The sequence below is a fragment of the Paenibacillus sp. FSL F4-0100 genome (assembly GCF_037993005.1).
Taxonomy (GTDB): Bacteria; Bacillota; Bacilli; order Paenibacillales; family Paenibacillaceae; genus Paenibacillus_AQ.
Genome location: NZ_CP150303.1, coordinates 4,180,006 through 4,192,953, shown reverse-complemented (window position 1 = coordinate 4,192,953; position 12,948 = coordinate 4,180,006). Strand labels below are relative to the sequence as shown.

Below are 12,948 nucleotides of genomic sequence, written 5' to 3'. Positions count from 1 at the left end.
AGGTTCTTATAGGCCGTGTCCAGTTCGGATATGGCCTTTTTTTCGTGTATCATTTTCTATTTTTTTGCGATTTTCACGGACAATACGTCTCATATAGCATACGAAAAAAATAGTACAATACATCAAATTATGCTGCTTGCTCTCCTGTAAGCCCCCCTTTATCATAAGTCCATGCGGAAGCGTTTTCAGCATGGCCGTTACGAAAGTGTTCTCCAAATGGTTTGTGCCGGATGTCGCGAAAGGAGGGATCAAAGATCTAGAGTTCCATACGAGAATACAATAAAAGAAAGGATGATATGTTCAATGAACAAACCTAGGTTTCAAAAGTCGTTGGTAACGCTTTTGTTTTTGTTTACACTGGTCATTGGTTTGTTAGGGTTCAATCATTCGCAAGCCTATGCGCTTGACAATGGGCTTGCAAAAACGCCTCCGATGGGCTGGAATGGTTGGAACGCCTTTCATTGTGACGTTAATGCCGATCTCGTGAAGAAAACGGCGAAAAAGATCGTTGATTCCGGGATGAAAGAAGCGGGCTATCAGTACGTCAACATCGATGATTGTTGGATGCTTAATCAACGCGATGCAAACGGCAATTTAGTTCCCGATCCGGAGAAGTTTCCAAACGGGATGAAGGAAGTCGCTGATTATGTTCACTCTCTCGGTCTGAAAATTGGTATTTACGCAAGCGCAGGTACCACGACTTGTGCCAATTATCCGGGGAGTCTCGACCATGAAAAGAAAGATGCCCAAAGTTTTGCCGAGTGGGGAATCGACTATTTAAAGTATGATAATTGTGGAGACCCTCAGGGTCGACCGGTAAAGGAACGCTATGAGAAGATGCGCGATGCGCTTGCGGATACAGGACGGGACATTGTTTTCAGTATGAGCGTTGGGGGAACCGATGATCCGTGGATATGGGGCAAGCAGGTGGGCAATCTGTGGCGGACAACAGGTGATATTAGTGATACGTATCTACGGATGTTAGTCCATTTCCTTAAGACTGTTGAACTGTATCCGTATGCCGGTCCGGGTTATTGGAATGATCCCGATATGCTGGAAGTCGGTAACGGGGGCATGAGTTTAGAAGAATATCGTACCGAATTTAGTCTTTGGTCCATAATGGCTGCGCCATTGCTCTCGGGTACCGATTTACTGAATGCCTCCCAAGAAATTTTAGATATTTACGCCAATCGCGAAGTGACTGCGGTGAATCAGGATCCAATCGGAATACAGGCACGTCCCATCAAGATGCCAAACGACGGTACTTATGTATTGTTGAAACCGATGGCCAATGGGGACAAAGCCGTGTTGTTCTTCAACTCAACCGATGGTGCGTCAAATATGGAGATAAGTCTAAGTCAATTGGGCATACCAACCTCTGTCGACAATAAGACCTATACGGTTCGGAATCTCTGGGCACATGAAACGACTACGACCACAGACAAAATCAGCGCTTCTGTTCCGTCTCACGGAATTATGATGTATCGCGTCAGTCCGGAAACGAGAAATGAGGTTTCAACTGACGGATTTAAGCGAGTTATCGATAATGACGGCAAAGAAATTTGGGTCAAATCGCTGTCTGACGGAAGCAAAATGATGACATTGGTCAACCGGACTACTGCAGCGACAACAATCAGTGCTGAACCGGAAAAATTAGGTTTTAAACCTGCTTCAGTTTATTTGGCTGAAGACGATTGGACTGGCCAAACAATGAGTTATGCCAGCAAAATCGTCTCCGATGTTGAACCATTTTCAGCGGTCACCTACCGTGTTACACCGGGAACACCGAACGGGGTGCCAGCGGCTGTTGGTATATCGTTTGACGCTCCTTCTGTTATAGCCCCAGGTGAAACCACAACGATCATAATAACGCTGACCAATTATGGAAGAGTGGCTGTTCATAACCTGGATCTCAATCTAAATGTACCGGAAGGATGGACAGTAATCCCCGCTTCGGACACCACATTTCAAACCATGCCACCGGTAGGCAAAAACAATTCCGTTAAGGTGAGTTGGAAGGTGACGGTGCCTCAAGACGCTGGAGCTGGCTGGAGTCATCTTACAGCGGATGCCGCGTTCGTTTCTGGTGGGGAAATTCAGGGGCATGTACGCTCAGAATTTTCCGTGCAAGTCCCGTCCGCCCCTAAGGCGGAAGATACATTTCTAAGCGACATGCCATTTTTCGGCAACGTTTCAAACGGCTGGGGTCCCGCTGAAAGGGATACAAGTGTTGGCGGGAGTGGTCAAGGAGATGGCAATATGATCACCCTGAACGGTAAAGGGTATGAAAAAGGATTGGGCGTTCATGCATACTCTAAAGCTTCATTTTATATCGGTAAAAACTTTTCAAGGTTTATCACGGATATTGGACTAGACAGTGAGACTCAGGGGGGCTCTGTCGTCTTTCGAGTGTGGGGAGACGGGCAAAAGCTCTATGATAGCGGCGTAATGAAAAGTGAGACGGATACCCAGCATGTCAATGTTGATGTTTCCAATGTTGATGTTCTTACGTTGGAAGTAACGGACGGTGGGGTAGGCAATGGTGCGACTCATGCTGATTGGGCTGGAGCTAAGCTGTTGAAAGAGGTGTTAGTAGATGACATCAAGATCAACGGGGAATCCTTCTCCAGTTTTGATCACGTAACCAAAGATTACTACATGACATTTTTGGAAGGCACGATATCGGATGTACCTACGGTGGAAGTCATTCCGGCCAATAACGATGTCAAGGTAGATATTTCACCTGCGGAACAACTTCCGGGTACCACCGTGATTACCGTCACCTCGGCAGATGGATCCATGACGCAAACGTATAAGATTCATTTTAATATCACTCCAGAATTGTATTTAAGCGACCTTCCGTGGATTTATGCGACAACTGGTTGGGGAACGATTCATCGAGATGCTAGTGTCGAAGGGAACCCGATTGAATTGTTAAGTGATTCGGGCGTTGTCACTTATGATAAAGGAATTGGAACGCATGCTAATTCAGAAATCATTTACGACATTGCCGGGAAAGGGTATGATCGCTTTCAATGCTATGTAGGCCTTGACCAGGAAGCAAACAGAAACGATGTCGGATCCGTAGCTTTTCAAGTATGGGCCGACGGTGAAAAATTGTTTGACAGTGGGACGATGAAAAGAGACACTCCGGCCAAGTTTATTGATGTTGATGTTAGTGGAAGGAAACAATTGAAGTTAATCGTTACCGATGCTAGCGATGGAAATGGCAATGATCACGCCGATTGGGCGGACGCCCAATTTATTGCTGACAAAGCGAGATAAATAACCAAAGTGTCCGCAACATTCGACGGCAAAGAGTACAAGAAGGGCAGTTCGCAATTCATTCAGTTTTTTATAGTTGAAGCGTTCGAAAACCGGATAAAAGTGATGCAGTGGTGGCTGGATCAGGCCCGCCAAGGATGGCAGGAGGCGAACTATTCCTATCTGGAGCTTGTCGGCATGTACTGGCGAGAATTCGAAAACAAACGGCTTGTTTATCGTTGATTTCGGCCTTGAACCAAGGTCTTTCATGACAAATACTCCTCGCGCCATGATACGGATAACTTTTAGTTCCAAATAAATAAAAGCCATGGTCACAGCGATAATCCTACGCTGTTACCATGGCTTCTTTTGAATCGGTCGATGTTTATTAATCTATACACTACAATGGGTCTTTAATTAAGCGATATAGAAAATAGTGCGCTCGCATCTGGAGTTTGATCGTTTTGTTCAGGTAAGCCTGGATACATTCAGAAAGCTTCATCGCATGCTCGATGTTCTCAAGTTCTAATCGTGCAATGGATTGTTTTAAGTTCACGGTTTCCTCGGAATACACAGAGTTCTGCAGTACCTGAATCATCCTAATTTTAAAGAGATGCGCTTCATTATAAAGACGATATTCGTTATCTGGGTCTCGCTTAGCCGTAAACAGGCCGCTTTGCTCCCAGTAACGGATTGCCGATTTAGGAGCCCCTGTCCGGCTGGAAACCTCGTGGATGCTGAAATGTTGGTTAAAGTCGTAAGCTTGACTACCTTCAGAATACGATTTCAATTCCCTTACCAGTTGATCTAAACTTGCTTTTTCCCGATGCAGCACGACCTCCCGATCCCTGACGATCCACAATGCGTCATTCAACTCATTTCGCTCAAGACAATGCATTACCTCGCTCGTTACTTCCATACCGAATCCGGCAGCCATGGCTTGAATACATGCCAGATAAGCTTCATGCCGTTCGGTATACATACGATATCCATTTGAAGATCGAACTGCAGGAGGTATCAGCCCCTTCGCTTCGTAGTTCCGCAGGGTGCTGCTGCTTAACCCGTATTTTTCAGCCAGTTTTTTGGGTCGAAAGCCCATGTTATCCCACCTTCGTGAACAATGCACAACATTAAAACAGTTGTAATGTTATTCTTGATTATTTATTGATTTCCTTCAAATTTATCCTCTAACCTTCCAATTGGCTTACATGTTATATGATGGAGATAATCCAATTCAAGGAGGAGTATATATGACTGTAAAACCAGTATTCCGTTACGACATGACAATTGAGGAGATTGGCGGGGCAGGTAATCAATATATCGAATCGGTATGGAAAACACTATACGATTCGATGCTTGATGAGTTAACGATCGCTTTTCGTGAAATCGAGGATGCTGCCTATGGGCTTTATTTGGACCAGTTGATGCCCGTAATCTTTGATAGCCTTGAAGATGCAGGTTTCGAAGCAACGGAGCCCCTCAAGGAGCATGATTTTGTAATCGGGAGTTGTCTGCTATTTCGCAACTCGCTTGAAAAATGGGGGACCGAGGAAAATAGGTCCAGAATTTTCTGGAACGTTATACGTAGTAAGAATAGTCAACAGCCCATTGGAACATTATTGACGGAAATCCCTCATTCTCATCTGAAGTTCGACATTCCTATGGCACCTGTACTATATTCGCTGAGCGAGCATGAGAGGGAACAAATCGCGCGAGGGATTCGACGGATCAAGGAATAAAAATAACGGAACAACGGGGCAATCGGATCGGACGAATGAATGACGCGGGCGAGATCACTTCGTTCACCCTGCCGACAGAGAATGCCGGGGTGATGTCGATTATATCGGATCGGATCGGGACTTGCGGTTTACCGAGTATCAAGCCAATAGCGCCTTTCGGCATAACGGAAGATCGGGAAGGTGCGATTTGGTTTACGGAAATGAATAGCGGCAGAATCGGAAGGTTAACCACATCGGGGGAGATGACCGAATTTGAGTTGCCTAATTCAGACTCATTTCCTTCATTTATTGTTCCCGGCCTAGACGGGGCATTATGGTTTACGCAGAAACGAGGTAATTCGGTCGACAGAATAGCCACCGAAGGTGATGTAACAGAATTTCCAATTCCAACACTGAATTGTCGGACGACAAGAACATGAAAACTGTGTAAGTCGCATTCTATGCGGCTTTTTTCTTTTAAGTATATAAGTTCTTGTCGTGACTCGATGACAAGAGCTTCTAATTGATTAACATCAACAGATTATTTAGCTAAAGGACACTATAGTTGAAAAACACATCAACAAAGCCGAATAGCCTGATAGATCATTTTTGTAGCCATAATTGAGTCATTACAAGTAGAGGAGAATGATCTAATGTACCTCATATGTTTCAAACAATCTTTAGAGAAAACATTAAAGTACTTCGATAATCTTTTTATATTGATATTAGGGAAATGAAGGGAATGTCAGTTTTATCTTTGCACTTGCATAAATGTTGTACACTTATATTGGAATCGAAAGGAAGCGGATTGTAATGGAAGCCCCTAGCTTCGTCATTATGAGTCGGGCGGTACATTGGCAGATACGGATTATCCTCTTCTTACGATATAGGCAGTCGATTGCGCACAACATGAGCTACATTATTTCGAGCAAGCACAACCAAATGAAGACCGCCATTGTCGAGTGATTGAACTCAATCAAGTAAGGCCGCCTTTGAAGCTAACGCAGCACAGGCTCGACGGGCAGGCCCTGGCTGTGACGCATGTAACTGCTCACGAGTTGGGTGCAGCGACCTATGGGATCAGCACCTTACGTTGAGTACAATACATAAGGGAGTGAGGAGTGAGAAAATTGAAAGCTGTTAGTCCAGAACGCCAAACATTGTTGATAAAATCGATGCAGTCAACTTTAAGCAAACTCGAAAATGCCTACAAGAATATGATTGAGAAAGGATCAAACGCAACCCTCGTTAAGAAACGACTGGATGCAGTGAAAATCGCCTTAGATAGTCTAGAAAATGCTTGGCATGGAGCAGATTTTTCATACGAAAAGGAAAACATCCTTGAAGCCCGAAAGGTTATAATTGGTATTCTTCCATCTGTAGAAAAACAGCATGAAAACGCTAAAGAAGGTAGTCCTCAAAAGACGTTACTTGAAAGACGCATTGCTTCTATTGAAGCAGCTATAGAAGCTCTTGAGGTTCACACAATAAATTTTAAGTGAAATGCGGCTCTCGGCGTAAAACGATACTGGATCAAGGATAGAAGACCTGTAGGATTACGCTCAAAAAATAACGCTGGAAACCGAAATTCCATATATAACTTGGAAGTTATCAGAAGAACAACGACGCTTCGTTGCGTCGTTGTTCTTGTTACCAATTATTACATACCTTATAATCTTATAGTCGAACATTGAGTGCACAGTAAGGAAAATAAAAAAATAAGATGAGGAAGTCACACATGAGAAAATTGCTAGTATGCACGTTAGCTATCATGCTATGTTTAGCTGCGTTTACCCCCGCTACCTACGCTTCTGAAGTCCGAGTATCCGTGGATGGCCGTGAAGTACAATTCCCAGATGAACACCCATACGTCGATCAAAAAACCAACCTTACGATGGTTCCACTTGCTTTTGTATCCGACAAGCTCGGAGCTACTACGAAATGGAGCGGAAAATTAAAACAAATCACGATCTTGCTTAACCGTGACATCATTATATTGATGATTGGCGATAATCATGCACTGGTGAATGGAAAAAGAGTAGATTTTGAAGGGTCGGCGGTGCTCAAAAACGGTCGCACGATGGTTCCGCTTCGCTTTATTAGTGAAGCCTTGCATGCAATTGTGGATTGGCAGCCTTCTCTCAATCTGGTGAGCGTCATGACCTCAGTGGCTCGTGCTCCGAAAGGAACATGGATATGGGATAGCAACATCCCGAAACAGGATCAAGATAAAATTATAAGTTTTGCAAGAATAAAAGGGTTAACGGATATTTACCTTCAGGTTGATAGAGACATAGACCCAGCAATATATGAGGGTTTTATTCGAAAAGCGAAGAGCGAAGGAATTCAAGTGGAGGCACTTGAGGGTCGTCCCGAATGGGCCTATAGGTCTAAGCAGGAGGATATTCAAAAATTTATAGCGTGGGTTAAAGCCTATAACGCCGCTGTTGGCCCGGAAGCAAGCTTTTCGGGATTGCATTTCGATATTGAACCTTATGCGCTAAGTGAATGGACGAAGGACAATAAGACGATTCTTGAAAGCTGGATGGACAATTTGAGACTGATCGAGAAAGAAACCAAAGGGAGCGGCTTGAAAATTGCGATCGACGTTCCGTTTTGGCTAAATACGATTAATGTACCGGGGAAGGATTACAGTATGAGCGCATGGATGCTAGAGAAGTTCGATTGCCTAGTCATCATGAATTATCGGAATTATGCGTTAGGCAACAATGGAATTGTGAAGAATGCGCAGGCCATACTGAGAGAAGCCTCCACGTTGAAGAAGAAAGTTGTTGTTGCTGTAGAAACGCTCGAAAGCAAAGAGGGGCCACGGGTCTCATTCTATTCCATGAGCAGCGAAGTGATGGAAAAAGAGTTGCAGTCCGCCCATAATCAATTGGAGCACTACACAAGCTATGCCGGCTTCGCCATTCACGATTTCAAAAGCTGGAAGGACATGAAATAAGAAGCTGCTTTTTTGCCTCTGGACAGATTATCGATCCCATCGTCGGAGATGTGGTGGTCGAACCGGTACGGCTTGCAAGTCGGCGTAGCATCCAGCGCAATTTTTATAGCGATTGCTGCTGCCGGTTTGTATGGACTACAGAAACGAAAGCTTGAGATCCGTGATTAGCCTGTCAGAGGTTGAAATAACAAATAATGACAAGCTAGAGAAATAGAGTTTATTTAGCTAACTGGATACGGTAGTTGAACCATGATAAAGAGGCGGCTGATCAAACGATCAGCTGCCTTTCGTTTTTGGGAAATAATGAACAGAGCAATACGATGGAAGTCAGCAAGAAAAGCAAGGTACAAGCGTGTATGATTCATAATTGGATGATAATTCCATTATGTATGCAATTTTAGACATTCAAAATTGAAGTGTCCAAAATATTAGACATCGTCCATCCAACTAGCTTCACAGTTTCAGCCGTTTGAGCTTATTGTAGAGCGTAGCCCGCGAAATGCCGAGCTGCTTCGCCAGCGTGTACTTGTTCCCGTTGACCGCTTCAAGCGCTTCACGCATTAGGTTCCGCTCGTACTCGTCAAGCCTAGCCTGGTATGAAGCACCGTTGATGGGTGCGGTGCTTGGACCAACATCCTCTCCCAGCTGCGGACTCTTATCGCCGGAATAAATATGGTCTGGCAAATATTCGCGCCGAATCTCTCCTTCGGTAGAGAAGATGACGAGCCGCTCAATGGTGTTGCGCAGCTCGCGGATGTTGCCAGGCCAATCGTAATGAAGCAAATCCTCGAATACCTCCGGCGTAAACGAATGGATATGGCGGCCATAAACGAGCGAGAATTCGTGAAGAAAGGACTGTGTCAGCTCGTAAATATCTTCTTTGCGGGCACGTAAGGGGGGAACCTCCAAAGTTACGACGTTTAGCCGGTAATATAGGTCCTCGCGAAAGCTACCGTCATCAATCATCCGCTTCAAATCACGGTTTGTGGCCGCGATAATCCGGCAGTCGGCCTGCAGCAACTTCGTGCCGCCGACCGGGAAGTAACTCCGTTCTTGGAGCACGCGCAGCAGCTTGACTTGAAGATCAAGAGGCATTTCTCCGATCTCGTCAAGGAATAGGGTGCCGCCGCGGGCCAGTTCGATCTTCCCTTTTTTCCCTTTCGGGTCTGCACCTGAGAAAGCGCCCCGTTCATAGCCAAATAATTCGCTCTCGAACAGTGCGGCTGGTATGGCTCCGCAATTGATTGCAATGAAGGGGGCGTTCATCGACTCGCGGGACTCGTGGATCGCCTTCGCGAATAATTCTTTTCCGGTACCGCTCTCACCCAGGATAAGCACCGTCGCTTTCGTCGAACTGATCTTCTTGATCGTTTCGATACTGTGTTTAATCGCGCGGCTCGTTCCCTTGATATGCTGAAATGGGTCTGCCGCAGGGTTCAGCAGGGCCACTTCCTTCTGAAGATGATGGACCTTGCTTGTCATCTGCAGCAGCTCTTGATGCAGCCGCATTTGGGTGGTCAGGTCTGATTCCGCCGCAACGGCGCCGATAATCCGATCCTCGAGAGTAACCGGATTCGAATTAATTAGGACGAACAGGTCGTGCCGCGGCCGATGCTGCATTTTATAGGCGGGCTGGCCGGTTTCGAGCGTGCGAAGAGACTGCAGACGATCGACGGGAAAGAAATCCGAAGCAGGCTTGCCGATGATATCGTCTTTCGGAATGGAGAATATATGCTCCGCTCCTGACGTCCAGACGGCTACACATCCTTCCTCGTCAATCAGCGTAATGGCAACGTCCGGGTCCAAGGTACCCAGCGTTGTTGCAAAATAAGCCTCCAGCACCCGGTGAGCCTGCACCACCGCATCCATAACATCCTGTGCGGAAAGGTAACCGACAGCCTTGCCGTCGTTAAGAACGATCGCCAATGAACAAGAGTTGAAGGCAGCAGAGACTTTCGTTAACGGATCATCTGTGTTTACTGTCTTGACGTTGATCAGGATATCTTGAACATTCAGAATGGTTTCGGCTGCCGATACAGGCAGCAGTGCATATTGACCGGACTCATCCCTGACAAAAACAGGGGTGAACTCGGCAGCCATCCGTGCACCCCGGATGGCTACAAGGTCGGTCAGATCTACAATTATGCAGTCCGTGCGGATGAAATGCTCCACGTCCGGCAATAGATGCTTCATTCGATTGCCCCCTATTTTATGGGAAATGTAAATGCTTACAATCTGGTACTAGGGCCATTATACCGGGCCTGTTTTCCAGTGTAAATCATTTGAACATATTTTTGACGACCATCCATAGATTAGCAGGCTTTTCTGCCAGCCGTCGGGTGTAGTACGGGTACCACATGCTGCCGTAGGGCATATAGCAGCGGATTCGGTGGCCTTCCTTCGCCAATTGCGCCTGGTCGTTCATTCGCAGGCCGTACAACATCTGGAATTCGTAGGCATCGTTCGAGATGCCGTTCTTAAGAGCATATCCCTTGACCCAATCGATGATGCGATCATCATGCGAGGCAATGGCGGTGTACACGCCTTGGTCAAGGTGCATTTGAATGAGGTCTTTGAAGTTATCGATGACTTCGCTCATTTGCTGATAGGCAACGGATGCCGGCTCCTTGTACGCTCCTTTTACGAGACGGAGGTTTACACCAGCTTCAATCAATCGCTTCACATCTTCGCGTGAACGCAGCAAGTAGGCTTGAATCACAGTCCCGACATTGGTTAATCCCTCCCCGTGAAGGCGAAGAACGATATCGATTGTCGCTTGTGTAAAGGGGGAATCCTCCATATCGATCCGTACGAAATTGTTATCTTGTTCAGCTTGGATGACGATGTCCCGAATGTTGCTATAGCATGCTTCCGGATCAAGGGCCAAGCCCATCTGCGTTGGCTTCAGTGATACGTTGGAGTTCATCTTCCGCATGGCGATCCCATTAATTAAGCGTATATATTCCTCTCTGTAGCCTGCAGCTTCCGATAACTGTGTGATTCCCTCCCCCAGATGATCCAATGTGACGATGATCCCTTTCTCGTTCAACCTCTGAATTTCATCCAACGCTTCCTCCAAGCTGTTACCTGCAATGAATTTAGCTGCTAATTTACGGCCGTACCGAAGGGCAAGATGCTCGACCAGTTTATTGCCGGAAACTGATAATAATACTTTTCGATAGAGTTCAGTACTATCCACGGTTGATTTCTCCTTTCAGGCTGTCATTGCTCGTGCAATGAATCTTTACCAGGTTTAACTGCAAGCAAAAATCGTTCCAGACGAAAGAAACAAGCACAGTTGGCACGATAATTGCTTATTATCCAAGAGGACCGGTGGAATAGGGTTTGACGATTCTACCCAAATCACACGAAAAAGGGTGGGTAATAATTATGAGAACTGAATTCAGGAACGAGTCGTTTGTTAACTTTAAGGATGAGCGTAACAATGCGGAATATGACCGCGTACTTGAGCAGACGGAGGCAGGACTTGGCAAAGAGTATCCGCTAATCATCGGAGGTGAGCGCATCATGACTGAGCAAGCCGTCTCCATTAACCCTGCGAATAAAGCTCAGGTGGTCGGTATCGTATCTCAGGCGAATGTACAATATGCGGAGCAGGCAATGCAGGCGGCTGCAGCTGCATTTGAGACTTGGAAGCGGACTGATCCGAATGAGCGTGCACGTTATTTATTCCGGGCAGCAGCTATTTTGCGCCGGCGCAGACATGAATTTTCCGCCTTGATGACATTTGAGGCTGGGAAGACCCGGGTAGAAGCGGATGTTGAAACGGCGGAGGCGATCGATTTCCTGGAGTTCTATGGACGCGAGATACAGCGGCTTAGCCAGCCGCAGCCATTAACGGTTAGCCAGGAAGAAGAGAATGAGCTGTATTATCTGCCTTTAGGCGTCGGTGTCATCATTCCGCCATGGAACTTTCCATTGGCCATTATGGCAGGCATGACGATGGCTGCCGTTGTATCCGGGAATACCGTCGTCCTTAAACCGGCCAGTCCAACACCTGTCATCGCTGCTAAATTTATGGCACTGCTCGAAGAGGTGGGGTTGCCGTCAGGCGTCGTCAACTTCGTTCCTGGACCGGGTGGAGAGGTCGGCGATTACCTTGTTGACCACCCACTGACCCGTTTCGTCAGCTTTACAGGCTCCCGCGATGTTGGACTCCGCATCAATGAACGGGCGGCCAAGACGCAGCCTGGGCAAAAATGGATCAAACGTGTCATTGCGGAAATGGGCGGCAAAGATGCGATCATCGTTGATCAGGATGCAGACCTCGATCTGGCGGTGGACGCCATAACGCTGTCCGCCTTCGGTTTCTCCGGGCAGAAGTGTTCGGCTTGTTCCAGGGCTATCGTCCATGAGAAAGTCTACGACATCGTGCTGCAGCGTGTAGTGGAGCGGGCAAGTCAGCTGGTAATGGGTGTCCCGGCAGCCGCCGCAACCGATGTAGGTCCTGTTATTGATGAAAAGGCATACCTTAAAATTCAGGAGTATATCGAAATCGGAAAACAGGAAGGACGCCTGGTCCTTGGTGGCGGCACAGGAGATCCGAACGGATTCTTCATCGAACCGACGATTTTCGCGGATGTAGACCCGAATGCCCGGATTTCGCGGGAAGAAATATTCGGTCCGGTAGTTACATTCACGAAGGCGAAAACCTTTGATGAGGCGGTGGCGTATGCCAACAATACGGATTATGGCTTGACCGGTGCCGTCATTTCTCGTAGCGGGCCGAATCTGGAGAAGGCAAGACGCGAACTTTTCGTTGGCAATCTGTATTTCAATCGCAAATGCACTGGCGCCTTGGTCGGAACGCATCCGTTCGGCGGATTTAATATGTCAGGCACGGATTCAAAAGCCGGCGGTCGGGATTATTTGCTGTTGTTTACGCAGGCAAAGCTGGTAGCTGAGCGCTTCTAGCAGGATGAACATCAAAACGCTCAACATATATAGTCTAAAATATTAGACACGAAATCATGATGTTCA

The 12,948-nt window shown here is 46.7% G+C and carries 10 protein-coding genes and 1 pseudogene; 8 read left to right on the top strand and 3 right to left on the bottom strand.

Annotated elements, in window-relative coordinates:
* Positions 1-303 precede the first annotated feature (303 nt).
* Positions 304-3,285 (top strand): NPCBM/NEW2 domain-containing protein, encoded by a 2,982-nt coding sequence (locus MHH48_RS18815; RefSeq protein ID WP_076321480.1) that lies wholly within the window; start codon positions 304-306, stop codon positions 3,283-3,285.
* A 9-nt stretch (positions 3,286-3,294) separates the two neighbouring features.
* Positions 3,295-3,507 carry a DUF4855 domain-containing protein gene (locus tag MHH48_RS18810; protein WP_076321479.1) on the top strand — a complete coding sequence of 71 codons (213 nt, stop codon included), beginning with the start codon at positions 3,295-3,297 and terminating at the stop codon, positions 3,505-3,507.
* A gap of 157 nt (positions 3,508-3,664) precedes the next feature.
* On the opposite strand, the gene MHH48_RS18805 is transcribed toward MHH48_RS18810, so the two are convergent.
* Positions 3,665-4,363, bottom strand: a complete 699-nt coding sequence (locus MHH48_RS18805) for a MerR family transcriptional regulator (protein ID WP_076321478.1) — start codon at positions 4,361-4,363, stop codon at positions 3,665-3,667.
* A gap of 151 nt (positions 4,364-4,514) precedes the next feature.
* On the opposite strand from MHH48_RS18805, the gene MHH48_RS18800 reads away from it, so the two are divergent.
* The 5 genes and pseudogenes from MHH48_RS18800 to MHH48_RS18780 all read left to right on the top strand — a co-directional run bounded on the left by MHH48_RS18800 (position 4,515) and on the right by MHH48_RS18780 (position 8,115).
* Positions 4,515-5,003, top strand: coding sequence for a DUF6022 family protein (locus MHH48_RS18800; RefSeq protein WP_076321477.1), 489 nt, complete (start codon positions 4,515-4,517; stop codon positions 5,001-5,003).
* A gap of 5 nt (positions 5,004-5,008) precedes the next feature.
* Positions 5,009-5,407 (top strand): annotated as a pseudogene (locus MHH48_RS18795) (Virginiamycin B lyase); the annotation flags it as partial.
* 705 nt (positions 5,408-6,112) lie between these two features.
* The gene (locus MHH48_RS18790; RefSeq protein WP_076321476.1) at positions 6,113-6,484 is read left to right on the top strand and encodes a hypothetical protein; all 372 of its coding nucleotides are present in this window, start codon (positions 6,113-6,115) and stop codon (positions 6,482-6,484) included.
* A 236-nt stretch (positions 6,485-6,720) separates the two neighbouring features.
* Complete coding sequence (locus MHH48_RS18785) at positions 6,721-7,947, top strand: copper amine oxidase N-terminal domain-containing protein (protein WP_076321475.1); 1,227 nt, start codon at positions 6,721-6,723, stop codon at positions 7,945-7,947.
* 12 nt (positions 7,948-7,959) lie between these two features.
* Positions 7,960-8,115: a hypothetical protein gene (locus MHH48_RS18780; RefSeq protein ID WP_256720436.1), complete on the top strand. Its 156-nt coding sequence runs from the start codon at positions 7,960-7,962 to the stop codon at positions 8,113-8,115.
* 285 nt (positions 8,116-8,400) lie between these two features.
* On the opposite strand, the gene MHH48_RS18775 is transcribed toward MHH48_RS18780, so the two are convergent.
* Together MHH48_RS18775 and MHH48_RS18770 are read right to left on the bottom strand one after the other, a co-directional pair.
* Complete coding sequence (locus MHH48_RS18775) at positions 8,401-10,140, bottom strand: sigma 54-interacting transcriptional regulator (RefSeq protein WP_076321474.1); 1,740 nt, start codon at positions 10,138-10,140, stop codon at positions 8,401-8,403.
* A gap of 85 nt (positions 10,141-10,225) precedes the next feature.
* A complete protein-coding gene (locus MHH48_RS18770; RefSeq protein ID WP_076321473.1) occupies positions 10,226-11,146 on the bottom strand; it encodes a proline dehydrogenase family protein in 921 nt (306 codons plus the stop codon).
* 191 nt (positions 11,147-11,337) lie between these two features.
* On the opposite strand from MHH48_RS18770, the gene pruA reads away from it, so the two are divergent.
* Positions 11,338-12,882 carry an L-glutamate gamma-semialdehyde dehydrogenase gene (gene pruA, locus MHH48_RS18765; RefSeq protein ID WP_076321472.1) on the top strand — a complete coding sequence of 515 codons (1,545 nt, stop codon included), beginning with the start codon at positions 11,338-11,340 and terminating at the stop codon, positions 12,880-12,882.
* Positions 12,883-12,948: the final 66 nt, after the last annotated feature.